At 72.3% G+C, this 24,806-nt stretch carries 20 protein-coding genes and 1 rRNA gene; 15 read left to right on the top strand and 6 right to left on the bottom strand.

Annotated elements, in window-relative coordinates; translation table 11 throughout:
• Positions 1–86 (top strand): 5S ribosomal RNA (gene rrf / locus ACFVT2_RS37115); the annotation flags it as partial.
• Positions 87–174: 88 nt separating this feature from the next.
• Here the strand turns inward: rrf and ACFVT2_RS37110 are convergent.
• Complete coding sequence (locus tag ACFVT2_RS37110; RefSeq protein WP_390025391.1) at positions 175–843, bottom strand: 4'-phosphopantetheinyl transferase; 669 nt, start codon at positions 841–843, stop codon at positions 175–177.
• Positions 844–1,001: 158 nt separating this feature from the next.
• Here ACFVT2_RS37110 and ACFVT2_RS37105 point away from each other — a divergent pair, with 158 nt between their 5' ends.
• From ACFVT2_RS37105 to ACFVT2_RS37040, 14 genes are all read left to right on the top strand, one after another.
• Positions 1,002–2,027, top strand: a complete 1,026-nt coding sequence (locus ACFVT2_RS37105) for a saccharopine dehydrogenase (RefSeq protein ID WP_390025397.1) — start codon at positions 1,002–1,004, stop codon at positions 2,025–2,027.
• Positions 2,024–2,668 (top strand): TetR/AcrR family transcriptional regulator, encoded by a 645-nt coding sequence (locus ACFVT2_RS37100; RefSeq protein WP_390025389.1) that lies wholly within the window; start codon positions 2,024–2,026, stop codon positions 2,666–2,668. Before ACFVT2_RS37105 ends, ACFVT2_RS37100 begins: the two co-directional genes overlap by 4 nt.
• Positions 2,669–2,801: 133 nt before the next feature.
• Positions 2,802–3,989 carry a cytochrome P450 gene (locus tag ACFVT2_RS37095; RefSeq protein ID WP_390025387.1) on the top strand — a complete coding sequence of 396 codons (1,188 nt, stop codon included), beginning with the start codon at positions 2,802–2,804 and terminating at the stop codon, positions 3,987–3,989.
• A gap of 121 nt (positions 3,990–4,110) precedes the next feature.
• The gene (locus tag ACFVT2_RS37090; RefSeq protein ID WP_390025385.1) at positions 4,111–4,302 is read left to right on the top strand and encodes a ferredoxin; all 192 of its coding nucleotides are present in this window, start codon (positions 4,111–4,113) and stop codon (positions 4,300–4,302) included.
• A 3-nt stretch (positions 4,303–4,305) separates the two neighbouring features.
• Positions 4,306–5,616 carry an NAD(P)/FAD-dependent oxidoreductase gene (locus tag ACFVT2_RS37085; RefSeq protein WP_390025383.1) on the top strand — a complete coding sequence of 437 codons (1,311 nt, stop codon included), beginning with the start codon at positions 4,306–4,308 and terminating at the stop codon, positions 5,614–5,616.
• 740 nt (positions 5,617–6,356) lie between these two features.
• The gene (locus ACFVT2_RS37080; protein WP_390025381.1) at positions 6,357–6,935 is read left to right on the top strand and encodes an acyl carrier protein; all 579 of its coding nucleotides are present in this window, start codon (positions 6,357–6,359) and stop codon (positions 6,933–6,935) included.
• Between the two features lie 61 nt (positions 6,936–6,996).
• A complete protein-coding gene (locus tag ACFVT2_RS37075) occupies positions 6,997–8,331 on the top strand; it encodes a beta-ketoacyl-[acyl-carrier-protein] synthase family protein (protein ID WP_390025379.1) in 1,335 nt (444 codons plus the stop codon).
• Between the two features lie 8 nt (positions 8,332–8,339).
• Entirely contained in the window at positions 8,340–9,569 is a 1,230-nt protein-coding gene (locus tag ACFVT2_RS37070; RefSeq protein WP_390025377.1) for a beta-ketoacyl synthase N-terminal-like domain-containing protein, read from the top strand.
• Positions 9,566–10,843, top strand: a complete 1,278-nt coding sequence (locus ACFVT2_RS37065) for a beta-ketoacyl-[acyl-carrier-protein] synthase family protein (RefSeq protein ID WP_390025375.1) — start codon at positions 9,566–9,568, stop codon at positions 10,841–10,843. Before ACFVT2_RS37070 ends, ACFVT2_RS37065 begins: the two co-directional genes overlap by 4 nt.
• Positions 10,833–12,209 carry a beta-ketoacyl synthase N-terminal-like domain-containing protein gene (locus tag ACFVT2_RS37060; RefSeq protein WP_390025373.1) on the top strand — a complete coding sequence of 459 codons (1,377 nt, stop codon included), beginning with the start codon at positions 10,833–10,835 and terminating at the stop codon, positions 12,207–12,209. Before ACFVT2_RS37065 ends, ACFVT2_RS37060 begins: the two co-directional genes overlap by 11 nt.
• Positions 12,210–12,223: 14 nt before the next feature.
• Entirely contained in the window at positions 12,224–15,136 is a 2,913-nt protein-coding gene (locus ACFVT2_RS37055; RefSeq protein ID WP_390025372.1) for an aminotransferase class III-fold pyridoxal phosphate-dependent enzyme, read from the top strand.
• A gap of 131 nt (positions 15,137–15,267) precedes the next feature.
• Positions 15,268–16,014: a 3-oxoacyl-ACP reductase family protein gene (locus tag ACFVT2_RS37050; protein WP_390025370.1), complete on the top strand. Its 747-nt coding sequence runs from the start codon at positions 15,268–15,270 to the stop codon at positions 16,012–16,014.
• A gap of 10 nt (positions 16,015–16,024) precedes the next feature.
• Positions 16,025–16,834 (top strand): SDR family NAD(P)-dependent oxidoreductase, encoded by an 810-nt coding sequence (locus ACFVT2_RS37045; RefSeq protein ID WP_390025369.1) that lies wholly within the window; start codon positions 16,025–16,027, stop codon positions 16,832–16,834.
• Positions 16,824–17,660: a thioesterase II family protein gene (locus ACFVT2_RS37040; protein WP_390025367.1), complete on the top strand. Its 837-nt coding sequence runs from the start codon at positions 16,824–16,826 to the stop codon at positions 17,658–17,660. Before ACFVT2_RS37045 ends, ACFVT2_RS37040 begins: the two co-directional genes overlap by 11 nt.
• Before the next feature lie 42 nt (positions 17,661–17,702).
• Here the strand turns inward: ACFVT2_RS37040 and ACFVT2_RS37035 are convergent, their stop codons facing one another.
• The 5 genes from ACFVT2_RS37035 to ACFVT2_RS37015 all read right to left on the bottom strand — a co-directional run bounded on the left by ACFVT2_RS37035 (position 17,703) and on the right by ACFVT2_RS37015 (position 24,578).
• On the bottom strand, positions 17,703–19,211 hold the full coding sequence (locus ACFVT2_RS37035) for a type VI secretion protein (RefSeq protein ID WP_390025395.1): 1,509 nt from the start codon (positions 19,209–19,211) through the stop codon (positions 17,703–17,705).
• Positions 19,212–19,354: 143 nt separating this feature from the next.
• Complete coding sequence (locus ACFVT2_RS37030) at positions 19,355–20,833, bottom strand: ATP/GTP-binding protein (RefSeq protein ID WP_390025393.1); 1,479 nt, start codon at positions 20,831–20,833, stop codon at positions 19,355–19,357.
• Positions 20,834–20,879: 46 nt separating this feature from the next.
• On the bottom strand, positions 20,880–22,445 hold the full coding sequence (locus tag ACFVT2_RS37025) for an SCO6880 family protein (protein WP_390025365.1): 1,566 nt from the start codon (positions 22,443–22,445) through the stop codon (positions 20,880–20,882).
• Positions 22,442–23,737, bottom strand: a complete 1,296-nt coding sequence (locus tag ACFVT2_RS37020) for a hypothetical protein (RefSeq protein ID WP_390025363.1) — start codon at positions 23,735–23,737, stop codon at positions 22,442–22,444. The genes ACFVT2_RS37025 and ACFVT2_RS37020 overlap by 4 nt, the downstream gene beginning before the upstream one ends.
• Positions 23,727–24,578, bottom strand: a complete 852-nt coding sequence (locus ACFVT2_RS37015) for a hypothetical protein (RefSeq protein WP_390025361.1) — start codon at positions 24,576–24,578, stop codon at positions 23,727–23,729. Before ACFVT2_RS37015 ends, ACFVT2_RS37020 begins: the two co-directional genes overlap by 11 nt.
• Positions 24,579–24,806 lie beyond the last annotated feature (228 nt).

Raw genomic sequence — 24,806 nt, 5'->3', positions numbered from 1 at the left:
GTTACATTTCGAACCCGGAAGCTAAGCCTTTCAGCGCCGATGGTACTGCAGGGGGGACCCTGTGGGAGAGTAGGACGCCGCCGAACAAATTTTGATTAAGCCTCGTTCCCCGAGTTTCGACTCGGGGAACGAGGCTTTTTTGCGTTGTGCTGGAAATGCGGGGCGGCAGGGGCGTCAGGACGGGCGGGGGAGGGTGGTGGCGGTGAGGAGGATGCCGTGGGCGGTGTGCCAGCGGCCCGGGAGGACGGGGGCGGGGACGTCGGCCGGCCAGGGGAGCAGGAGGCGGGCGGTGAAGGTGCCGTTGGTGGGGGTGAAGGTGATTTCGGCGTCGTCGAATTGGAGGGGGCGGGGGGAGAGCGGGGCGCAGGTCTTGTAGACGGATTCCTTGGCGCTGAAGAGGAGGCGGTCCCAGGGGATGTCCGGGTGGGTGGTGGCGAGGTCCTGGAGGTGGGTGCGTTCGGTGGGGGTGGTGATGCCGTCGCGGACCAGGGGCGGCAGGGGGGCGTGGGGTTCGGCGTCGATGCCGAGGTGGGGGAGGTCGGCGGTGCGGGCCACGGCGGCGGCGCGGTAGCCGTCGCAGTGGGTGATGCTGCCGGTGATGCCGGGGGGCCAGGTGGGGGCGCCGGTGGGGCCGGGGGGTACCGGGGTCGGGGGTAGGCCCAGGCGAGTCAGGGCGCGGTGGGCGCACTGGCGGGCGGTGGTGAATTCGCGGCGGCGCTTCTCGCCGGCGTGGGCGATCTCGCGTTCCTCGATCGGGAAGAGGCCGGTGGGGGCCGTGGCGGGCGGGTCACCGAGGGCGTCCTCGCCTACCGCGTGTGGGGGGAGGACGTGCTCGATGAGCATGTGGGGGCTCAACTCCTCGGTGGTGGGCGGTAGTAGACGGCCTGTCGGGTGACGACTCTATGTGACGGGGGCGACAATGGCGGACGTTGAGATTCTAGGTCGGGTGACCTAATGTCGGCGATGTGGACGATGACCTCCAGCTTGATGTGAATGGTCCGGTGCTCGTGGTCGGCGGTTACGGGACCGTCGGTGGCGATCTGACCCGGCTCGCCGCCCCCTCTTGGCCGTTACTGCTCACCGGGCGTACGCCCGAGAAGGGGCAGGCGTTGGCCGAGGAAGTGGGGGCGGAGGTCCGGCGCTGGGACCTGGGTGATCCGGAGCCGTTCGCGGCGAAGGTCCGGGCCGTGATCAGTACGGTGAACGACCCGGACGACCGGGTGATGCTGGCCGCCATCCGGGGCGGGGTGCCGTATGTGGACATCACGCGGTGGACGGCGCGGTTGCAGCGGGCCACGGCGGTTGCGGCGGTCAATCCGCCGAAGGCGCCGGTACTGCTCTCGTCGAGTTGGATGGGCGGGGTCAGTGCGCTGGTCACCGCGGCGCTGTCGGCCGAGCTGGGCGGTGCGGCCGGGGTGCAGATCGCCATCCGGTACGACCTGAAGGACCGGGCCGGTACGGACTCGGTGGAGTTCATGGACCGGCTGGGGCTGGACTACGAGGTCACCGAGAACGGCGAGCGGCGGATGATCATGCCGTTGAGCGACGCCGGGTTCGTCCAGATCGGCGAGCACCGGACGAAGGTGGCGCGGATCGACACGCCGGAGCAGTTCACGCTGCCGCTGGTGCTGGGGCTGGACACCGCGATCACGCGGATCGGGTTCAGCGCGAACTCGTCGACGTCGACGCTGCTGGCGTTGAAGAAGACCGGGTTCTTCCGGTGGGGGCGGGGCGACTCGTTCGAGAAGACCCGTCGGTCGATGTTGTACTCGCCCGGTGAGGGTGGCAGCGCGCTGCTGCGGATCGATGTCCGTGGGCGGGGCGGGGAGCGGCGTACGGCGGTGGTCAAGGATGCCGCCGGGCAGGCCCATCTCACCGCGCTGGGCGGGCTGTTGGGGCTGCGCCGGGTGTTGGGTGCGGATGGCGCCGAGGCGCCCACCGGGGTGGTGTTCCCCGAGATGACGCCGGTGCCGCAGGACGTCGTCTCCGCTCTGGAGAAGGCAGGGGTCGAGGTCACGGTGTCATGAGCGAGGAGAAGGGCGACGGCAAGCCGCAGCTGACGCGGCAGGGGAGCCTGCGGCGGACGAGCCTGCTGGATGCCGCCGAGTCCGTACTGGTCGCCAAGGGCAACGCGGATGCGTCGCTGCGGGCCATCGCCGGTGAGGCGGGCGTGCGGGTCGGGCATTTGCAGCACTACTTCCCGACCCGGGCGGACCTGATCAAGGCCGTGTTGGAGCGGGCGTTGGACCGTTCGCTCACGCGGCTGGCGGAGACGACGGGGCTGCGGCTGAGCCGGGAGGACCCGTCGGTCATCGAGGTGCCGGAGGGTGGTCAGGCGGAACCCGCCCGGGTGGTGGCGGTGGTGCTGGCCGAGCAGGAGGACCCGCAGCTGGTCCGGTTGTACGTCGAGGTGTGGGCGCTGGCGGCGCGGGATGACGAGATCGCCGCGGTGGTCCGGGAGTTCTACCAGCAGTACGTGGCCCATGTAGAGGCGTTCGTGCAGCAGGGGCGGCCGGAGTGGTCCGCCGAGTTCTGTCGGGCGCGGGCCGAGACGTTCGTGGCGTTGGTCGAGGGGGCGGCCCTGATGCGGTCGGGGATCGCCGGGAGCCGGTCGGGCGCGATGGATGCCCAACTCGCCCAGCAGGCAGTGCAGTTGCTCCGGGACTGAGTCCGGGGCGTACCGGCCGCCGGCCGTTGGTGTCCGGGGCGGGGTTTCTTGGGGCCGGTCGGCCCACGGTGCGGCGTGCGGGCCGCGGTGTGGGCCGGCGGCCCGTCATTCGTGGCACAGGGGGGAGTTCGTCATGTCCGAGGTAATCGATCTGGCCGAGCTGGCGGCTACGGCGGATCTGGAGCGGGAGCTGGAAAGGCTGGCCGCGCGCCACGACATCATCCGTACCCGGCAGCTGAACCAGCAGGAGACCTGGACGGTGCTGGGTGCGGCGCTGACCCGGGAGCTGCTGAGCGATCCGCGGCTGTCGAACGACGTGCATACGCATGCGCCGCACGGGGCGTTGGTCCCGGGGTTGCAGGTGATGCTGCTGGAGCAGGACGACCCGGGGCACGCCCGTTACCGCCGGCTGGTGACCGCGGCGTTCGCGTCGAAGGCGGTGCGGCAGCTGGAGCCGCGGATCGTGGAGATCACCCGGCAGCTGCTGGACAAGCTGGGCGACAGCGGGACGGTGGACTTCATCGACGCGTTCACCTATCCGATGCCGCTGGAGGTGATCTGCGATCTGCTGGGGGTGCCCGGCGAGGACCGGGACCCGTTCCGGAAGTGGGCGATGGACATCTCCGCGGCGCCGTCGCTGGAGGCGATGCAGGCGTCGGCGGGCGAACTGTTCGCCTACTGCATCGGGCTGATCGGGGCCAAGCGGGAGCAGCCTACGGAGGACCTGCTCAGTGAGCTGATCGCGGCGCGGTTCGAGGACGGGACCGGGCTGTCGGACGAGGAACTGTCGTCGTTTGCCGCGGTGTTGTTGATCGCGGGCCATGACACGGTGACGAACCTGCTGGCCAACGCGCTGCATGAGCTGTTGACGCATCCGGAGCAGCTGGCCGCGCTGCGCGCCGACCGGTCGTTGGTGGGGCGGGCGGTGGAGGAGGCGCTGCGGTTCCGCGGGTCGGCGATGACCACGGTGAACCGGGTGGCGCTTACGGACATCGAGGCCGGTGGGGTCACCATCCGCAAGGGCGAGCTGGTGCGGTTCCTGCTGAACGCGGCCAATCGGGACGCGGAGGTGCGGGAGGACGGCCAGGTGTTCGACATCGGGCGGGCCACCGCGCAGCACGTCGCGTTCGGGATGGGGCCGCACTTCTGCCTGGGGCAGCGGCTGGCCCGTCAGGAGGCGGTGATCGCGCTGACCGAGATCCTGGACCGGTTCCCGACGCTGGAGTTGGGTGTGCCGGCGGGGGAGGTGCGGTGGCTGGCCTCGGACGCGATCCGGGGGCTGGAGGAACTGCCGCTGCGGTATGCGCGGGAGACGGTGTAACGGTGTTACCGCGGTCGGCGGTGCGGGCCCCGCGGGGTGGTGCCGCCGGCCGCGGGCGTGGCGGGGGCGGCTCCTCGCCGGTCAATTGACGTGAGTTGTTGGGGAGTTGGGGGAGGCGCGTATGCGGATCACGGTCGATTACGAGCTGTGTGACGGGTTGGGGCAGTGTGCCCTGGTGGCGCCCGAGGTCTTCGAGCTGGACGACGATGAGCAGCTGGTGGTCGCGCCGGACCCGGCGCCGGAGCTCGCGGACAAGGTGGTGGCCGCGGCGCGGGCGTGCCCGGTGCGGGCGATCTCGGTCGAGGGGGCCTGAACCTTGCGTGAGGTCGTCGTGGTGGGCGCGGGCCTGGCGGGAGTCCGGGCCGGTGAGGCGCTGCGGGCGCGGGGGTTCTCCGGAGCGCTGACCATGGTGTCGGACGAGGCGGAACTCCCGTACGACCGGCCGCCGTTGACGAAGCAGGTGGTGGCCGGGACGCTCACCGCGGACGACATCCGGCTGGCGGGCGCCGAGGACTTCGGTGCCCGGTGGGTCCGGGGGACCGCGGCCGTGGGGTTGGACCGGGAGCGATGTCGGGTGCGGCTGGCCGATGGTGCCGAGTTGCCGTACGACGGGCTGGTGGTGGCGACCGGGGCGCAGGCGCGGGCCTGGCCCGGGGAGGTGCCGGCCGGGGTGCTGACCGTGCGGGGACTGGACGACGTCCGGGCGCTGCGGGCGGAGATCGACGGCGGGGCCCGTGAGGTGGTCGTCGTCGGGGCGGGTTTCGTCGGGGTGGAGCTGGCGTCGTCGCTGGTCGGGCTGGGGCTCGGGGTGCGGGTGACGTTGGTGGAGCCGTTCGGGCGGCCGTTGCGGGCGCTGGGCGGGACGGTGCCGGATGTGGTGGCGGAGGCGGCGCGTCGGGCCGGGGTCGCGCTGCGGTCGGGCACCGGGGTGACGGGTTTTCGCGTGGCCGGGGAGCGGGTCGGCGGGGTCGAGCTGGCTGACGGGAGTGTGCTGCCGGCCGAGGTGGCGGTGGTGGCGATCGGGATGGTGCCGGCGACCGGGTGGTTGCTGGGGGCCGGGTTGGCGTTGCCGGCCGGGCGGGTCCACTGTGACGAGCGGTTGTTCGCGCGGACCGCCGGGGCGGCTGGGGCGGCCGGTGCGGCTGGGGTGGTCGATCCGCGGATCGTGGTGGCCGGGGACGTGGCGCGGTGCGATGCGGTGCGGGATGCGGACGGGCCGGTTCCGTTGGAGCACTGGAGCAATGCGGCGGCGCAGGGGGAGTTGGCGGCGCGGAATCTGCTGGCGGGGCCGGCGGCGGCCGAGTCGTATGTGCACCTGCCGTCGTTCTGGACCTCGGCGTTCGGGCTGCGGATCAGGTCGGTGGGGTTCCCGGGGACCGGGGATCGGGTGGTCGTCGAGGAGGGGGAGCCGGGTGCGGAGAAGGTGCTGGAGGCGCACTACCGGGAGGGCCGGTTGGTCGGCGCGGTGAGTGTGAATCTGGGGAAGCGGCTGGCGGGGTACGCGCGGCGGCTCCAGGAGGAGGAGGGACCGGGGGCGGCGACGGGGCCGGCGGCCGGAGGGTCCGGGGAGACCGGAGTGCCCGGTGTGGCCGGTGGGGTGTCGGCCGGGGGCGGGCCCGTCGGGTGAGGCGGTGTCCGGCCAATGGCCGGAATTCAGCGCCGTGGCCGGAAAGCGATTGGATACCGACTAAGTTTACGTCCGGTAACCCGCCAGGCCGCCGGGTCGAGCAGTAAAACCGACCTGTGTGAATGGCGCGTTAAGTTTTCCATTACCACGGAACATTTATGGTTTACCTCTCCTTGGGCGCTCTGGGTCGCGTGACCTATCGCACAAACGAGTGACGGTCCTGGGCGGCTCTGGTAACGTTTTTATCGCGCCTCCAGTAGAGGCGGGGCGGGCTTTGCGAGTGCGTCGCGACGAGGTGATCGTCACCGACGACAGTCTGCTCTTGTGCAAGCAGGTGTCGGGGGATCATTTGCTACGGGGGATGGCCATGTGTAGCGCCTACATCGGCGTCTGAAATTGGGACTTCCTGAATTTCGGAAGCGTTCCCGTTCTCTTGTGTCCGCAGGATGAACCAGTCGTTCTTACGACCAGGTGTCGTGCCCTGGGCGGGCAATCCATCAACATCTTTCACCGAGTGGCAGCCGGTTGTGGCAGTCGTTTCCTGAAATTCTGAACGACTTCACAAAAGGCTTGCGAAGCGGAATTTCGGCATCGCGTATTCATGGTGCCCTGCGTTCTTTCAGGGCCGATGGTGGGCGGGTCGGCAATGTGCCGCCGGGTAATTTCGGCTGCCGTTTTCCGCGAATTTTCATGACTGGTCGACGGTGGTGTTCAGAGTGCTCAGAAACGAGGAGAGAAGAATGCAGAACCCCTACGAGGCCCAGCAGATCCAGGACATCGTGCGGGAGGGCCTGGCCCAGGTCCTGGGCACCGGTGCCGACGAGATCACCGCGGACGCCACCCTGGTCGCCGACCTGGGAGCGGAATCCCTGGACCTGGTCGAATTCCGCTTCGAGATGGAGACCAAGCTCGGCGTGGCGCTGCCGAAGTCGAACGTCCTGGACCAGCTCGCCACCGCCCTCGGCGGCTCCGAGAAGCTGTACGACGAGCGCGGCGGCATCACCGAACTGGCCGCCGAGGTCCTGCGCCGCAGCGCGTTCGGCTACTCCGCTGAGCAGGTGCACGCCGGTCAGCGGCCCTACGAGGTCGCCGCGGCGGCCACCAGCGCGCACTGGGCCGCCTTCACCCACGCCATCTTCGACCACCTGCCCGGGACCTGCACCGAGTGCGGCGCCGACAAGGCCGAACTGGCCGCGTCCGGCAAGGCGATCTGCGCCGGCTGCGGTGCCGCGCTGGAGGCGGCCACCGGCGACGAGGTGATGGCCGAGGGCGTCCGGGCGACGCTCGCCGCCATCGGGCACGCCCAGCCCGTCGGCTGACCGTCCCGCGGCCGGTGCGGAAGGCGTCGCTCGTCGTGCGAGTCGTGCGAAAGGAAAGCAAGTGACACCCCTCATACCCAACGGGGCCGAACACGAGGTCGTGGTGACCGGGATCGGTCTGGTCGCCGGGCAACTGACCGACCCGGAGGCGCTGTTCGACCACATCGCGGAAGGACGCACGCTCATCACCGAGCACCCCCTCCACAAGGAGTGGGGCGTCCCCTGTGCCGTCTCGGCGCACATCGACCCCCAGGTGCGGCAGGCGCTCGCCGACGCGGCGCCCGAAGAGGCCGGGTCGCTGGGGTCGGCCGGCGTCCTCGCCTGGCACGCCGCGGCCCAGGCATGGGAGCGCAGCGGACTGCCGAGGCGGCTGGACACCGAGCGCGGTGGCGTCTTCCTCGCCTGCAACCGCATGGTCATGGAACCGGCCGAACTCACCTCGCTGGCCGCCCACGTGGACCACGAGGCCGGGGCCCTGGACCTGGACGGCTACCTGGAGCACCTCGACGGCCCGGCAGCGCCCGACGCGGCCGGCGGGCTCGACCCGCAGCGGTACGAAAAGATCCAGCCGGACTCCGCCACCGCCGCGCTCGCCGACTACTTCGGCGCGGCCGGCGTCCTGGAGACCCACGCGGACGCCTGCGCCGCTGGCGGCATGGCGATCGGCAGCGCCTACCGCTACATCCGCAGCGGCACGCTCGACGTGGCGCTCGCCGGGGGCGCCGAGAGCCTGACCACGCTGGCCGCGGTCACCGCCTTCTACGGGGTGGGCGCGCTCGCCCCGGCACAGGGGCGGGAACCGGCGCAGATCAGCCGCCCGTTCGACAAGGACCGCGCCGGCTTCGTCATCGGCGACGGCGCGGCCTTCCTCGTCCTGGAGTCCCGGGCGCACGCCGAGGCGCGCGGCGCCCGCATCCTGGCCAAGGTCGCCGGGTACGCCGGGGTGACCGAGGCGGTGAAGATGACGTCCAGTACGCGGGACGGCTCGGACTACGCGGAGTGCATACGGGCCGCGCTCGGCGATGCCGGGCTCGCCCCGGAGGACATCGACCACGTCAACGCGCACGGCACCTCGACCGAGGCCAACGACACCTGCGAGGCGGCGGCGCTGCACACCGTCTTCGGGGCGCGGGCCGCCACGCTCCCGGTCACCGGCAACAAGTCCGCCATGGGGCACTCGTTGGCGAACAGCGGGGCGGCCGAGGCGGTGCTGTCGGTGCTCAGCCTGGAGCGGCAGACCCTGCTGCCGACGCTGAACTTCGCCGAACCGGACGAGGTCACCGGCGGACTGGACATCGTCACCGAGCGGCGCCCGGCGCGGGTGACCGCGGTGCTGTCCAACTCCTTCGGCTTCGGGGGCCAGAACTGCTCGCTGATCCTGGCCGAGGCGGGGTGAACGGGGCCATGACGACGCATCACGTACGACTGACCGCGCCCGGCCTGTACACCGCGGCCGGCACCGGTCCGGGCGTCCTGTGGGAGACCCTGGTCGCCGGTAAGGACACCCGCCGGCCGACCGAGGCCCTGGCCGGGCCCTGGCCGGATTTCGACACCGCCTTCCTGGTGGACGACCCGGACGCGGCCACCCTCGGGGTGCACCGCAGAGTGCTGCGCACCTCGGAGAAGCAGGCCCGGATGGCGCTCTACGGGGCGCGGCTGGCGCTGGCCGGCCCGGCGGAGCGCGGCCCGGTGGGCGGCCCCGACTGGGGGCTCTACCTCGGACTGCCCACGGTGGACGAGGAGTTGCTGCGGTTCGGCGCCCTGGACCGGCTGCACAAGGCCGCCGGGTCGCCGGGCGAGGTCGCCGCGCTCTACGGGCGGGAGGTCCCGCCGTTCAGCGGACTGTCCCACCTCAACAGCACCGTGGCGGCGCACATCTCGGCGGTCTTCGGGCTGACCGGGGCCATGGCCGCGTACTCGCCGTTCTCCGACGCGGGCCTCACCGCCCTGATCGACGGGGCGCTGTCGGTCGCGGAGGGGGAGAACGAGGCGGCGCTGGTCGGGGCGGTGAGCCCCAAGGTGCATCCGCTGCTCTTCGCGCAGTACGAGGAGCTGGGGTGGAACGGCGCGGTGCCGGGGGAGGGTGCGGCCTTCCTGCTCGCCGAGCGGGCCGACGGCGGCCCCGGCGGCCCCGGCGGCCCCGGCGGAACCACTGGTTCCGGTGGTTCCGGTGGTTCCGTGGCCGGTTCCGGGGCTCCCGGTGCGCGGCTGGCCGGTTACGGCCGGGCCTTCGGCGCCGGGACCGAGGACCGTACCGAGGCGATCGCCGAGGCCGTCCACGCGGCCCTGGAGAGCGCCGGTACGGACGCCGGCGGGATCGGCTGGGTGCTGCCCGACGCCGCCTGGACGGCGGACGGCGCACGGGCCCAGAGCGCCGCGCTGGACCGGGTCTTCGCGGGCACCGCGGACCGGCCCGCCCAGTTCACCGGCGAACGGGCCACCGGGGTACTGGGCCCCGCCCACCCGCTGGCGCACACGCTGCTGGCGCTGCGCGGCCTGGCGTCCGGGCGGCGGCTGGCCGCCGACGGTGACGCGGTGCGCGAGGAGGCGCTGCCCGCCCCGCGGGCCCTGGTGCTGGCCTGCGGCGCACGCGGCCAGGTGTGCGCCGTCGTACTGGAAGGAGCCGGGAAATGAGCCGCCGCGTCGTGGTGACCGGACTGGGCGCCGTCTGCGGACTGGGGCTCGACTGGCAGACCATGTGGGAGGGCCTGACCGCGGGCCGGTCGGCGATCCGCGCCTGGCAGCTGCCCGGTGTCGAGGACTTCCCGGTGCGCTACGCGGCACCGGTCGACGACACCGCGTTCGCCGCGCGCCACGGCGCCGAGGCGGACCCGGACCGGCCGCTGGAGCGGCGTACCCGGTTCGGGCTGGCGGCCGCCGCGCAGGCGCTGGCCGACGCCGGAATCGACGGGCCGGGCCCGGTGGGCCGGATCGGCACCGCCGTCGGCTCGGGCGTGCCGGAGCGGGACCCCTACGAACTGCTGCACGCGATCGGCGAGGACGGGCAGCCCGGCTGGCAGACGCTCTTCGGGCGGCGCGACCGACTGGACCGGGCCAGCGGCCTGTTCTGCACCAACGACGCGCTGGCCGCCGGGATCGCGGCCCGGCACCGGCTGCGCGGCCCGGCGCTGAACTTCTCCACCGCCTGCGCCGGGGCCACCCACGCCATCGGCCACGGCATGAAGATGATCCGGCGCGGGGAGGTGGACGCGATGGTGGTGGGCGGCGCCGATTCGGTGCTCAACCTGCCGACCATGACCGGGCTGCACCTGCTGGGTGCGCCGTCCACGTCCGAGCTGTTCGGGGACCGGCTGTGCCGGGCCTTCGACCGGGACCGCAGCGGGCTGGTGGCCGCCGAGGGGGCGGCCATGGTGGTGCTGGAGAGCGAGGAGAGCGCCCGGCGGCGCGGCGCGACCATCTACGCCGAACTGGCCGGTTTCGGCAGCTCGTTGGACGCCCACCAGGTCACCGCCCCGCACCCGGAGGGGCACGGGGCCGCGCTGGCGATGAGCCGGGCGCTGGCCGACGGCCGGGTGGCGCCGGACGCGGTGGACTCCATCAACGCGCACGGCACCTCCACCCCCCTCAACGACCCGATCGAGACCCGGGCGATCAAGGACGTGTTCGCGGCCGGCGAGCACTACCGGAAGCTGGCGGTCACCGCCAACAAGACCATGCTCGGACACCTGATCGCCGCCGCCGGTGCGCCCGAGCTGATCGCCACCGTGCTGTCCGTACGGGACGGCATCGTGCCCCCGACGCTGAATCTGGAGAACCCGGATCCGGCCTGCGACCTGGACTACGTGCCGGACAAGGCGCGGTACCAGGAGGTGTCGGTGGCTGTGAGCAATTCCTTCGGCTTCGGCGGACTCAACGCCAGTCTGGTGGTGCGTGGTTATGAGCACTGACATCGTTTCGAGCGCGGGCGTCGTCCCTGGCGCTGACGGCTCCGGCTTCGACCCGGCCGCCGACCCCTCCTTCGACCCCGACGCGATCGTCGTCACCGGTATCGGCGCCGTGCTGCCCACCGGGCGCGGGCCCGAGGCCCTGTGGACGGCCTGGCGCGAGGCACGGCCCGCGCTCGCGGCCTACCAGGACCCCTACGTCCGGACGAAGAAGATCACCCACTTCGGGCACGTCCCCGCCGACCTCCAGCAGGCCAGCCGGGACAGCGTCCCGCACAAGCTGCGGAAGTTCGGCACCGCCTTCACCTTCAACGCGGTGCTGGCCGCCGAGGACGCCATGCGGCAGGCCGGCGACAGCTGGCAGGCCATCCCCGAGGAGCGGCGCGGGCTCTACGTCGCCCAGGACGACTCCACCGAACTGAGCGTGGCCGCCTTCCACAAGGCGCTCGACCAGGCCCGCACCGACACCTCGCCGCAGGTCGGCGCGGACCTCACGCGGGTGGTGGCGGAGGCGTTCGGCAACGCCGCGACCTTCAACCCGTTCACCGTCATCCGGGCGCTGAACAACAACACCCTGGCGCTGGTCAGCATCGCCCAGCGGTTCCGCGGCGACTGCGCGGCCTTCGTCCAGGACGCCGGGGCCGCGCTGGGCGCCCTCCAGCGGGCCGCGTTCAGCCTCCGCCGGGGCGACTGCGACACCGCGCTGGTGGTCGGCGCCGGCAGCTACAACGAGCCGCTGAAGCTGGCCGCGCAGTACCGCGCCGGCAACCTCACCGCCGGCGGCCGCGGCACCGCCTCGCTGCGCAGCTTCGACGCCGAGCGGGACGGCTCGGTACTGGCCGAGGGCGCGGTGGCGCTGGTCCTGGAGCGCGCCGGGGACGCCGCGGCGCGCGGCGCCCGCCCGCTGGTGGAGGTGCTGGGCGCGGCGCTGCGGCCCGCCGTGGACAGCGGCGTCGGCCCGGCCGCGCTGGCCGAGAGCGCCCGCGGCCTGATGGCCGCGCACGGGGTGACACCGGACACCCTCGGCGCCGTCCTGGCCGACGGCAAGGGCACCGTCCAGCACGACGCCGCCGAGGCCGAGCTGCTGCGCGCGCTGCTCAAGGACAGCGGCGTCCCGGTCAGCTCCGTACGGCCGGTCATCGGCACCCTGGGGGCCGCCGGCCCGCTGGCCGAACTCGCCCTGGCGCCGAGCCTGTTCGCCACCGGTGAGCTGCCGCCGATCGCGCACCTGGCGACCCCGCCGGACGACGGCACCGACTTCGTCACCGGGTCGGCCCGGAAGCGGCGGATCGACTCCGTCCTCAGCCTGCACAGCAGTTTCAACGGGTTCGCCGGAGCACTGCTCGCCAAGCGGCCGCACCTCGTCTAGGAGACCACCACCCCATGTCAGCTACGTCAGCTACGTCAGCTACCTCAGCGTTCACCGAATTCGTGCAGCCCCAGATGGGCCGGGTGTTCACCGCCCTCGGGCTGGACGTCGAGTACGAGCGGGCCGAGGGCAACACCCTCTACCACCGCGACGACCAGGGCGAACTGGTGCCGGTCCTGGACCTGATGGGCGGCTACGGCTCGCTGATCTTCGGACACAACCACCCGGAGATCGTCGCGCACGCCAAGGAGCTGCTGGACCAGAACCGGGCCGTGCACGCCCAGTTCTCGCTGCGCGGCGAGGCCGGCCGGCTCGGCGCCGAGCTCAGCGACGTCGTCCGCCGGGAGACCGGCATCAAGGAGCCGTACCTGGCCACCTTCGGCAACAGCGGCGCCGAGGCCGTCGAGGCGGCCGTCAAGCACGCCGAGCTGGTCCGGGTGACCAAGGTGGCGGCGCTGGCCGAGGAGACCGCCGCGCATCTGGAGACGGCCCGGGACGCGGTCCGCCGCGGCACGGCCGCTGTCGACCCGGACGCCTACCAGCTGCCCGCCCTCCAGGGGCAGGTTGCCCCGGCCGCCGGCATCGAGGGGCTGCTGGCCGCGATCGGCGCGCACAACGCGGCGGCGCTGGCCACCAGACCGCTCTTCCTGGCGCTGGAGCGGTCCTTCCACGGCAAGCTCGTCGGCAGCGTCCAGCTCACCTACAACGCCGGCTTCCGCACCCCGTTCCAGAACCTGGGCACGCGGGTCCGCTTCGTCCCCATGGACCAGCCGGAGCTGCTGGACCGGATCGCCGAGGACGAGCGGGTGGTGCTGCTCGACACCGAACTGGCCGACGGCCGGGTACGGGTCGTCGAACGGGACTTCCCGGCCATCACCGCCTTCATGGTCGAGCCGGTGCAGGGCGAGGGCGGCATCCACGCGCTCACCACCGAACAGGGCCGCGCCATCCGGCTGTTCTGCAACAAGGTCGGCACCGCGCTGATCATCGACGAGGTGCAGAGCGGCATGGGCCGCTGCGGCGCCTTCCTGGCCAGCTCGCTGATCGGGCTGCGCGGCGACTACTACACGCTCTCCAAGTCGCTGGGCGGCGGCCTGGCCAAGGTCTCCGCGATGCTGGTCCGCCGGTCGCTGTACCAGGGCGAGTTCGACCTGATCCACAGCTCGACGTTCGCCATGGACGACTTCTCCTCGTCCATCGCCCGCAAGGTCGTCGCGATGCTGGAGGACGCCGACGGACAGGCGTACCGCCAGGTCACCGAGCGCGGCGAGCGGGTGGTCGCGATGCTGGCGGACCTCAAGTCGGCCTATCCGGACATCATCGAGGACATCCGCGGCAAGGGCCTGTTCATCGGCGTCCAGCTGCGCGACCAGGGCGAGGCCCGCTCCATGGTGCTGCGCGGCAGTGCCTACACCGGGGCGCTGGGCTACCTCCTCTCCGGCTACCTGCTGCGCCAGGAGCGGATCCGGATGGCGCCGACCGGCAGCGCCGGCAACGTCCTGCGCATCCAGCCGTCCGCGTTCCTCACCGACGAGGAGATCGAGCGGCTGCGCGGCGCCCTGGACCGGCTCTGCCGCATCCTGCGCTACGAGGACACCCTGCACCTGGTCCACCCGGCCAGCGACCGGACGATCCCCAAGCCGCGGGCGGAGATCCGCGACTTCCGCGGCGCCATCGAGGGCTACGAGCAGGGCGAGCCGCGCCCGGTGACCGGCCCGGTCCGCAAGGTGGCGTTCGTCAACCACCTGATCACCCCGGCCCACCTGCGGCAGGTCGACCCGGCGCTGGCCGACCTCGGCGACGCCGCGCTGCGCGCCTTCGTCCTCGGCATGGACCCGGTGAAGAAGGCGGCGCCCTACCCGGCCGTGCGGATCGACTCGCCGCTGGGCAGCGCCGTGGAGTTCGCGCTCTACCCGCTGATGGTCGGCTCCGAGCAGATGGGCCGCTACCTGGCCTCCGGGGACGTCGCCGGGATCCGGGCGGACGTCGAGGAGCGGGTGCAGGCGGCCCGCGAGGACGGCTGCGAGGTCGCCGGGCTCGGCATGTACACCTCGATCGTCACGAACAACTGCACCTCGCTGAACGTCCCAGGCATCGCGCTGACCTCCGGGAACGCGCTGACCGTCGCGATGGGCGTACGGGCCATGGAGCGCGGCGCCCGCGACCGCGGCTTCGCGGTCGCCGACGCCACGCTGGCGGTGGTCGGCGCGGCCGGCAACATCGCCTCCGTCTACAGCCAGCTGTTCGCCGAGCAGCTCAGCAGGATCGTGCTGGTCGGCAGCCGCCGGGACGGCTCGGCGCGGCGCCTGCGGAACACCGTGCACGGCATCTACCAGGAGTGCTGGGCGCGGATCGCGGACGGCGGCGAGCTGACCGGCATCCCGGCCCGGCTGGCCGAGGAGCCGCTGATCGCCAAGTGGCTGGCCGACGGCCCGTCCGCGGACGACACCGAGCGCGGCAAGGCGATCGCCGCGTACCTGGAGGAGCGCTACGGCCAGGACCCGTTCCTGACCGTCACCCAGGACAGCGACGCGCTCCGCGAGGCGCAGCTGGTGCTGTGCGCCTCCAACAGCCCCGAGCCGTTCCTGACCGGGGAGCACTTCGCGCCGGACGCGGTGGTCTGCGACATCGCGGTCCCCAACAACGCGGTGCCGGACCTGGCCACCCAGCGGCCGGACCTGGCGTACATGCTCGGCGGCATCGTCGCCACGCCCAACGGCGAGAGCCTGCACCCCTCGGCGCGGGCCTTCCTGGAGGCCGGCCAGCTCTTCGCCTGCATGGCGGAGACCGCGCTGATGGGCCTGGCCGGCATCGACCGGCACTACTCCTACGGGAACATCAGCCGCCAGCAGGTCATCGACATCGCCGCACTGGCCGACGCGCACGGGCTGCGGCTGGCCGACTACAAGAGCGCGCACTCGGTGTGAGCCTCCCCCGGCCATCGCCGGGGGTACCCCCGGGCGCCGCACGCGACCCGTCGCAGGCATCCCCGCGTGCGGCGCCCGGCCCCAACGGCCCAGCCGGCCGACCGACTTCATCAGAAAGGACCCGTCAGCTCATGGAATTCGCAGGTCAGGTGGGACTGGTGACCGGCGGCAGCCGGGGCATCGGCCGCGCCATCGCCGTCCGGCTGGCGGAGGAGGGCTGCGACATCGCCCTCAACTACCGCAGCGCGACGGCGGAGGCGGAGCAGGTCGCCGAGCAGATCGCGAAGCTGGGCCGCAAGGTCGAGCTGTTCCAGGGGGACATCTCCGACCCCGAGGTGCCGCACACGGTCGTCTCCGGCGTCCGCGCCGCCTTCGGACGGCTCGACGTCCTGGTGAACAACGCCGGGATCACCCGCGACGAACTGCTGGTCAACCAGAGCCTCGCGGACATCGAGGACGTACTGCGCACCAACCTCGTCGCCCCGATGCTCACCCTCCAGGCGGCGGCGCCCGCGATGCTGCGCCAGCGCTACGGCCGGATCGTCAACATCTCCTCCGCCGCCGCCTCCAAGCCGGGCCGCGGCCAGTCGAACTACGCGGCGGCCAAGGGCGGTCTGGAGTCCTTCACCAAGGCGATGGCGGTGGAGCTGGCCTCCCGGGGCATCCTCGTCAACGCGGTCGCCCCGGGCGTCATCAACACCGACATGACCGACACCATCCGCGCCCACGGCGCGGACGAGATCATGAGCCGGCTGCTGCTGAAGAAGTACGCCGAACCCGAGACGATCGCCGACGCCGTGATGTACCTCGCCAGCCCGCGCAACACGTACACCACGGGCGAGGTACTGCACGTCGACGGCGGCCTGAAGATGGCGTGAGGGGCCGGCCATGAGCGAACTCGACACCCCCGTACCCGGACCCGTACCGGGCGAACTGGCCGGCCGGACCGCCGTGGTCACCGGCGCCGCCCAGGGCATCGGCCGCGAAGTGGCCCTGCTGCTGGCCGAGTCCGGCGCCGCCCACCTGATCCTCCTCGACCGGGACGCCGCTCCGCTGGACACCGTCGCCAAGGAAGTGCGTGACCTGGGCGCGGAGGCCACCACGCTCGTCGCGGACCTGCGCGAGCGGGAGACGGTCCGCAGCGCACTGCGCGCCGCGCTGCGCGCCGCCGGCCACCTGCACATCCTGGTCAACAACGCCGGCGTCGCCGACGAGAACGGCCCGGACGACGAGGAAACCTGGCTGCGGGTGCTGGACATCAACCTGCACGGCACCTTCGCGGTCACCGCCGCCTGCCTGGAGTACCTCGTCGACAAGGGCCGGATCGTCAACGTCTCGTCGATCCTCGGCAAGGCCGGCAAGATGCGCAACACCGCCTACTGCGCCTCCAAACACGGCCTGATCGGCTACACCAAGGGCCTCGCCCTGGACCTGGCGTCCCGCGGCATCACCGTCAACGCGGTGCTGCCGGGCTGGATCGACACCCCGATGCTGCGCCGCGAGATCGCCGCCTCGGCGGAGGAGATCGGCGCCGACCTGGCGCGGATGCTGCGCCAGGCGCGCAAGTCCATCCCGCTGCGGCGGCTGGTCGAGGCGCGGGAGGCCGCCGAACTCATCGGTTTCCTGGTGTCCGACCGGGCGGCCGCCGTCACCGCACAGTCCCTCACGGTCGACGGGGGCTACACCCGTGGCATGTGACGCTCGGGCGCTCACCCTCCCGCGGCCCCGGTCGGCCCCCGCCGCGGACCCGTGGCTGCGGCGACTGCGCCCGGGGCCGGCGCAGTCCGCCGCCGCGGCCGCCCGGGTCGTCTGCTTCCCGCACGCGGGCGGCGGCGCCGGCACCTACCGGCCGCTGGCCACCGCCGTCGCCGCCCGCACCGTCGGCGGCCGCCCGTACGAGGTGCTGGCGGTCCAGTACCCGGGCCGCAACGACCGGATCCGGGAGGCCCGCGTCGCGCACCTGGTGACGCTCGCGACCGGTGCGTACCAGGCGCTGTCAGCCCTGACCGACCGCCCGCTGGTCCTGTTGGGCCACAGCATGGGCGCCCTGGTGGCGTACGAGGTGGCCCGCCTCCTGGCGCGCGACGGGGTCGCCCCGGCGCACCTGATCGTCTCCAGCGCCTGGGCGCCGTCCAAGGTCCGCGGCGGTACGGTCCACCTCCGGGACGACGACGGGCTGATCGACGAGATCCGGCGGACCCGGGGAACCGACCCGCGGCTGCTGGACAACCGGGATGTCCTGGCGATGGCCCTGCCGGTGGTCCGCAGCGACTACCAGGCCGTGGAGACCTACCGGCACCGGCCCGGTCCGCCGCTGACCACCCCGGTCACCGCGCTGACCGGCGACCGGGACCCGCTGGTCACCGTCGAGGAGGTGGCCGCCTGGGAGGAGCACACCGCCGACGGCTTCCGACTGCGGGTCTTCCCCGGCGGCGACCACTTCTACCTGTCCGGGCACTGGGCGGAGCTGGCGGACCACCTGGTCTCCGCGCCGCCGCGCCGCGTGGTGGCGGCGGTCGGGTAGGCCCGTTGGCCGCAGGACTTCGCGTCGGCCGGGCGGGGTGCGTCAGGCCGGCGCGAAGCCCTGCGGCCAACGGGCCCTGGCCTGTTCCCGGGAGCGCATGGTGGCCAGCGTCAGCAGGCCGCGCTCCCGGCCCGTCTCCAGCAGGCCCGGCAGGGCGGGCAGCGGGGCGAGCGCCGCGATGTCGTCCAGGACGAGGGTGAGTGGTGGGTCGAGCCGACCGGCGGATGACCGTTCGGCCATGCGGCGGCCGTGCTCGACCACGTGCGAGAGGAGTGCGGTGATCAGCGGCATCGCACCCGGATCGGTGGGCGGGTCCTCGATGGACTCGCCCACCAGGTACAGCGTTCCCCCCTCGGCGAGGAATGATTCGAGAACCAGCGCATCCGATCGCAGCGGATTGCTGGCGTCGCGGATGTGGACCGAGGAGAGCGCGGTCAGCGCCCGGCCGAGCAACTCCTTTGCCATCTCCCGGCGTTCGGTGTGCGCGGTGAGTACCGACTCCAGTTCGCCGGCCTGCCCCGGGGACGCCTTGGCATGGGTGCGCAGGATGCGGACCGGCTCCTGGGCGCCGCCCGCGGCGTGCGCCCAGCGGTGCAGCTGACGGAACGGGCGGCCGTCCAGCGCGGCGGCGTGCAGCCAGCAGCGCAGCAGGGTCTGCGCGGCGTCCGCGACGGCCGAGTCCAGGGCGCTGGCCGGGCGGACCGGGGCCAGCAGCGCGGTGGCGCGGGCGGCGGCGGTGCCGATCTCCTCGCAGCCCGCGGTGGGCGACCAGCGCAGCCGGGCCGGGGTGTCGAGGCGGTGCGTGGGGTCGTAGGCCAGCAGCGGGCCCAGTTTGGCGCGGGCGTCCTTGGTCTCGGCCCAGAGGGCGGGGTCGGTGGTGGCGACGACCAGCGGTCCGGCGGCTGCGGTGGCGGCGGCCAGCGCCGCGGCCCGGAGGACGGCCCGGTCGCTGCCGAACTGGACGCGCGGAAGCGTCGGTTCAGGTGCGGGGGCCGGTGCGGGCGCGGGGGCCGGGGCGGTGCTGCGCTGCTCGGGGAGCGGGCCGGGGGCCGGCGACGGCTCCGGGGCCGCGGCCGGCACCTGGGGGACGGCGGGCACCGGAGCCGCCGGGGCCGCCGCGGGCTGTGGAGCGGCCGGCACGGCCGTCTCCGCCCCCGCGGGAACGACCGGCTCGGTGTGCCGCCCCCGTGCGGCCTGCGCCCGCTGCTGGGCCCGTTGCTGGGCCCGCTGTGTCGCCCGGACGGCCCGGTACCGGGTGACCGTCCCCAGCGCGAAGATCGCCAGCACCAGCAGCACCATCAGCTCGCCGACGAACAGCCCCCAGAACAGGCCGTAGCCCGACAGTTGGCCCTTCGGGGTGTCCGGCCAGGCCGCCGCGATGTCGTGCGGCGCGGCGATCAGGTGCCGCAGCGCGATCGGCGTACCGGTGTACGTCACCCCCGACGGCCAGCCGCCGTGCGCGAACAGCCCGGCCAGACCGGTCGCCGTCCACACCACCAGGGTCAGCCCGAGCAGGAAACCGATCAGCCCCACCAGCAGCGTGTCGGGCACGCCACGGTTCCTGGGACGACCGCCGCCCCGGCCGTCCCTGCGGTCGTAGCGGCCGTCGTCGCCATGACCGTCGTAGCCCCGGCCGTCGTAGCCACGACCATCGCCCCGGTCGTCGCCCCGGCCGTCCGCGTCGTATCCGCGCCTCACGCCACCGTCTCGCTCGACTCGTTCCGCAACTGCCGTTCCATCGCGATGGCCTCGGCGCGCGCCTCCGCCTCGGCGTCCGCGGCCCGCGCGAGCGCGCGGGCCTCGTCCGTCGGCAGCGGGGACGACTCGGTCATCGCCCGGTCGGTGTAGACCAGCGGCCGCTCGGCCTCGGTGATGAGGTGCTTGACGACCTGCACATTGCCGTTGACGTCCCAGACGGCGATGCCGGGGGTCAGGGTCGGAATGATCTCCACCGCCCAGCGCGGCAGTCCGAGCACCCGCCCGGTGGCCCGCGCCTCGTCGGCCTTCTGGGCGTAGATGGTGCGGGTGGACGCCATCTTGAGGATCGCCGCGGCCTCCCGCGCCGCCGCCCCGTCCACCACGTCGCTGAGGTGGTGGACGACGGCCACGAACGACAGACCCAGCCGGCGGCCGAACTTCAGCAGGCGCTGGAAGAGCTGGGCCACGAACGGCGAGTTGATGATGTGCCAGGCTTCCTCGACCAGGAAGATCCGCTTCTTGCGGTCCGGGCGGATCCAGGTGTGCTCCAGCCAGACCCCCACGATCGCCATCAGGATCGGCATCGCGATCGAGTTCCGGTCGATGTGCGAGAGGTCGAAGACGATCAGCGGCGCGTCCAGGTCGATGCCCGCCGTCGTCGGACCGTCGAACATGCCGCGCAGGTCACCGTCGACCAACCGGTCCAGCACCAGCGCCACGTCCAGGCCCCAGGCGCGGACGTCGTCTATGTCGACGTTCATCGCCTCAGCGGACGACGGTTCGGGGTGCCGCAACTGCTCGACGATGTCGGAGAGCACCGGCTGCCGGACGGCACGGGGCGCCCTGTCCGTCTCGTCCACCCCGTCCGTCCCGTCCACCTCGTCCTCGTGCCCGCTGAGCACCGCCGCGTGCGCGACCTTCAAGGCGAAGCCGGAACGTTCGTCCAGACCGTGCCCCATGGCGACCTCGATGATCGTCCGCAGCAGGGCCAGCTGGCCGGTGGTGGTGATCGAGGGGTCGAGCGGGTTGAGGCGGATGCCGCCGTTGAGGGCGGCGGTCGGGTCCAGGCGGATGGGGGTTATCCCCAGCTCCTGGGCGATGAGGTTCCACTCGCCGACGCCGTCCTCGCCCTGCGCGTCCAACACCACGACCTGTCGGTCACGGAACCGCAGTTGCCGCAGCACGTAGGTCTTCTCCAGCGCGGACTTGCCGTTGCCGGACTCTCCGAGCACCAGCCAGTGCGGCGCCGGCAGCTGCTGTCCGTACAGCTGGAACGGGTCGTAGATGTACCCCTTGCCGGAGTACACCTCGCGTCCGATGATCACGCCCGAGTCGCCGAGCCCGGGCGCCGCCGTCGGCAGGTAGACCGCCTGTGCCTGGCCGGTGGAGGTGCGTACCGGCAGCCGTGTCGTCTCCACCTTCCCGAACAGGAAGCTGGTGAAGGCTTCGGTGAGGGCACCGAGCGGATCGAACATGGCCATGGCGTACGCGCCTCCCGGGGCTTAAGTGGCGTTGGCGGCGTTAACGGCGGATACCGGTCGCGAACGGCAGGGTGTTCACGAAGGCCCGGTGGTGCTCACGGTCGCACCACTCCAGCTTGAGGTAGGACTTTCCGGCCGAAGCGCGGATGGTCCGCTTGTCGCGGGCCAGCGCCTCGGGCGAACGGGACGAGACGGTGAGGTAGCCGACGAGGTTGACCCCGGCCGCACCGGACGCCAGGTCCTCGCCGCGCTGGTCCACCCGCCCGTGGTGCGCGACGTCCCGCGGGTCCACCACCCGGTTCATCTTCGCCGCCCGGCTCGCCTCGGCGTCGTCGTTGGTCTTCTCCGTCAGCATCCGCTCGATGGCCACCTCGGTGGGCTCCAGGTCCATGCAGACCGCGACCGTCCGGATCACGTCCGGAGTGTGGACGAGCAGCGGTGCCAGGAAGTTGACGCCCACCGGGGTCAGCGGCCACTCCTTGACCCAGGCGGTGGCGTGGCACCAGGGCGCCCGCGTCGACGACTCCCGGGTCTTGGCCTGGAGGTACGTCGGCTCGGTCGCGTCCAGCTCGGCCGGCCAGGCGTTGCGCTTGCTCATCGCCTGGATGTGGTCGATCGGGTGGTCCGGGTCGTACATGGAGTGCACCAGGGAGGACAGGCGCGCCTGCCCGAGGGGCTGGCGCACCCGGATGTCCGCCTCCGTCAACCGGGCGCAGATGTCGGTCAGCTCACGGGCCATCACCACCGCCAGCCCGGCGTCCCGGTCCAGCTTCCGGCGCAGCAGACCACTGCGCTGGGTGGCCGCGGCCCGGGCCATGGTGACCGCCTCGGCGGCCAACTCCCGGTTGAAGTGCATACAGGCCACCAGATAGGCCCGGTGCTGCTCGGACGAGGTGGACACCATCGACTGCAACTGCTCGTACGACTCACGCAACCAGTGCGGGGAGCCGGTGTCCCCCCGCTGGGCGACGTCCTTGGCGTGCGCGTCCGGATCGGCGGGCAGCGTCCGCGCCAGCATCTGCAACCGGGTCACGAACCCGTCCCCGTTGGCCACGTGCTTCAGCAACGTCCCGAACCGGTCGACCAGGGCCTCCTGGTCCTCGCTGTCCCGCAGGCCGACGCCCGGCCCCTCGATCTCGATCGCCGCGGTCACCGTCCGCCGATCGGCGTGCAGCAGCACCGCGATCTCGTCCGGCCCGAACGGCGCCGACAGCCAACTGATCCGCCCGATCCCGGGCGGCGGCCCGATCTCCACTTCTCTCCCGTCCAGCCGTACGCCGGCTTCCGCGGCCGCGGAGCGGTACACCGCCCCGCCCTTGCGCACGCTACGGCGGAAACTCCGCCGGATCTCGAACCACTTGTAATACGTGCGCCCCTTGTACGGGACGTAGACCAGGGCCAGCCCCAGCATCGGGAAACCGGTCAGGCTGGCGATCCGCAGCGGCAGCGAGGGCACCAACAGCCCGCACATCATCCCGAGGAACGCACCGGCGATGATCAGGGTGATCTCGCCGGTCTCCCGGTTCTTGCCGACGACGGCGTTGGGCCGGGCGCGGCCGATCAAGTACGTGCGCCGCGGCGCGATCGGCTGGGACGGCGAACTCAACGCCCCTCACCTCCAGGTGTCTTGCCGGTGCGGGGACCGCCGGTACCGGGGGTCGTCCGGGGGGCCGGCGCCGTCGAGGCCGAACGGGAGCCGTGCGCGGCGACCCCGCCGGACACCGCGTCGGCCGGCCGGGACTGCCCGCCCTGCGCGCCGCCGCCGTCCCCGCCCGACCGGCGGGAACTGTGCGTCTTGATGCCCTGCGACACCAGCGCCGCGGGCGACGAGATCATGGCGGCCGCCTGGCTGCCGTCGGTGGCCCGTCCCTTGCTGGACCGCGCCGAGACCATCTCGTCGCCGAAGCCCGGCACGAACCGGTAGATCACCGCACTCGCGAAGATCGCCAGGACGATGATGGCCAGCCCGGACACCACGGCCGAGAAGGCGTTGGGTCCCTTGTCCCCGGACAGCGCACCGGCGATCCCCAACACGATCACGATCACCGGTTTCACCATGATCACCGCGATCATGATCCCCGCCCAGCGGCGGACGTGACCCCACATGTTCTTGTCGACCAGCCCGGCGTACACCACGGTCCCCAGCAGCGCCCCGACGTACAGCAGCGCCGCCCGGATCACCAGCTCCAGCCACAGCACACCGGCGGCCAGCACCGACACCAACGACACCACGATCAGCATGATCGGGCCGCCGCCGATGTCCGTCCCCTTGGTCAACGCCTGCGAGAACGCCCCGAAGAACGTGTCGGTCTGCGCCCCCGTCCCCTTCGCGATGATCTCGGTGACGCCATCGGTCGCCGACACCACCGTGTAGAGGATCAACGGCGTGAACGCGGACGCCAGCACCGTCAGCCAGAGGAACCCGACCGCCTCACTGATCGCCTCCGTCAGCCGCACCCCCCGCACGGCCCGCTTGGCGACGGCCAGCAGCCACAGCACCAGCGTGAGCACGGTGGACGCGGCGAAGACCACCGCGTACTGCCGCAGGAACGCCGCATTCGTGAAGTCCACCTGCGAGGTGGCCTTCACGGCCTCCGACAATTTATCGACAATCCAGGCCGCAGCTTTGGCACACCCCTGCGCAAGCGAACCGAGGGGGTCCAGGGGGTTGTTGTCGAGTGGGTTGCCGGTCGGCAGCTTGGGCACACCGGTGCCGGCTTTGTCGCCGGTCTGGCAAAACTGCTGTTGCGCGCCGGGGACGAGATCGCAGGTGTCACCGGAAGGCTTGGGACTCGGAGCGGCGAAGGCCCGGGTGGCGAAGAGAATCAGCGAGGTTTGAACTGCCGTCACCAAGGACACGCGGGAGAGCGTGCGGCGGCCGAGCGGATTACCGGGCATAGGTGAAACCTCCGTACCCTGCGACCGCTCCCGCGATCTCCTTCGCCCCGGACGCGGGAACATCGCCGCTGACCGGCGCCGGACCGTTCTTCTGCGTGTAGCTCAGCGTCTTCCAGTCGTTGCCGGTCCAGGTCAGCTTCATGGTGAAGGTGATCCAGTTCGTGGTGACCGGCTTGGTGGAGCCCTCGCCTGCCAGGCCGAGCAGGCCGGTGCACCACACGTCGACGGTTGCCTCGGAGGCGGAGAGGGCGGTGGCCTTGGTGCCGACCGGGATGGTGCGGAAGACGAATGCCATCCCCGCCGGTGCAGTGCCGTCCGGCTTCAGTCCCGCGTTCTTGAAGAACTGCGGCGAGTAGAGGGTGTCGAGCTTGGCCTGGACGGCGTCAACGGCCGACGGCGCCATGACGGTGCCGATGATCTGGTGTCGCTGGTCGCGGTTGAACATGGGGCTGGAGCCCAGCGCCACCACATAATTCGCCGCCGCCGACTGCGCCCCCTGTTCCGTCTTCGGGAAGCCGGAGGCGATGTCGCCGGTCTTGCCGGTGACCGGCTTGGTGCCGGTGGGGGCGGTCGGTTGGGCCGCGGCCCGGTCCTTGGCGGGGCCGGTGGAGCCGGAGTCGGTCTCGCTGTTGCCGCTGCCGCCCCGGTTCGCGAAGGCGATGGCCGCGAGCAGCAGGACGACCACGCCGACGACCGTGATGAGGTTGCGGCTGGAGAGGCCGGCCCGGGCGCGGCGGGGTGTGCCGTACGTGTCGGTCTCGCCGTCGGGAAGTCTGGTCCTGGTCTGGCCCGTACCGGAGCCGCGGCCGTCGCCGTAGCCTCCGTCGTCGCCGATACTCATCGCGCCTGTGCCCCCTCTGCCGCCATCGCCGCTGCCGCCCTCGCCGTCCGTGCCGTAGGTGTGCCGCCTTCATATGACCGTAGCTGCGCGGGCGGCGGCTCGGGTGAAGTGGTACGAGTACATCTCACCGTGACGGGTCCTCAGTTGCTGGGCGGCAGAGGCGAATGGGGGACTCTGGGGCGTTTGTGCCCTTCGTCCGCCGAACGCCCGCCGCGGCCTGCTTGTCTC

Source organism: Streptomyces sp. NPDC058000, assembly GCF_042886435.1.
Lineage (GTDB): Bacteria > Actinomycetota > Actinomycetes > Streptomycetales > Streptomycetaceae > Streptomyces.
The sequence above is the reverse complement of the archived record's forward strand: the minus strand, read 5'-3'. Positions and strand labels throughout refer to the sequence as shown.

Bases quoted from the DNA above. Each gene is read 5' to 3' on its own strand.
- ACFVT2_RS37110 (WP_390025391.1), bottom strand. From the start codon at position 843: ATGCTCATCGAGCACGTCCTCCCCCCACACGCGGTAGGCGAGGACGCC.
- ACFVT2_RS37100 (WP_390025389.1), top strand. From the start codon at position 2,024: ATGAGCGAGGAGAAGGGCGACGGCAAGCCGCAGCTGACGCGGCAGGGG.
- ACFVT2_RS37095 (WP_390025387.1), top strand. From the start codon at position 2,802: ATGTCCGAGGTAATCGATCTGGCCGAGCTGGCGGCTACGGCGGATCTG.
- ACFVT2_RS37090 (WP_390025385.1), top strand. From the start codon at position 4,111: ATGCGGATCACGGTCGATTACGAGCTGTGTGACGGGTTGGGGCAGTGT.
- ACFVT2_RS37080 (WP_390025381.1), top strand. From the start codon at position 6,357: ATGCAGAACCCCTACGAGGCCCAGCAGATCCAGGACATCGTGCGGGAG.
- ACFVT2_RS37070 (WP_390025377.1), top strand. From the start codon at position 8,340: ATGACGACGCATCACGTACGACTGACCGCGCCCGGCCTGTACACCGCG.
- ACFVT2_RS37065 (WP_390025375.1), top strand. From the start codon at position 9,566: ATGAGCCGCCGCGTCGTGGTGACCGGACTGGGCGCCGTCTGCGGACTG.
- ACFVT2_RS37060 (WP_390025373.1), top strand. From the start codon at position 10,833: ATGAGCACTGACATCGTTTCGAGCGCGGGCGTCGTCCCTGGCGCTGAC.
- ACFVT2_RS37055 (WP_390025372.1), top strand. From the start codon at position 12,224: ATGTCAGCTACGTCAGCTACGTCAGCTACCTCAGCGTTCACCGAATTC.
- ACFVT2_RS37050 (WP_390025370.1), top strand. From the start codon at position 15,268: ATGGAATTCGCAGGTCAGGTGGGACTGGTGACCGGCGGCAGCCGGGGC.
- ACFVT2_RS37045 (WP_390025369.1), top strand. From the start codon at position 16,025: ATGAGCGAACTCGACACCCCCGTACCCGGACCCGTACCGGGCGAACTG.
- ACFVT2_RS37030 (WP_390025393.1), bottom strand. From the start codon at position 20,833: ATGTTCGATCCGCTCGGTGCCCTCACCGAAGCCTTCACCAGCTTCCTG.
- ACFVT2_RS37020 (WP_390025363.1), bottom strand. From the start codon at position 23,737: ATGCCCGGTAATCCGCTCGGCCGCCGCACGCTCTCCCGCGTGTCCTTG.
- ACFVT2_RS37015 (WP_390025361.1), bottom strand. From the start codon at position 24,578: ATGAGTATCGGCGACGACGGAGGCTACGGCGACGGCCGCGGCTCCGGT.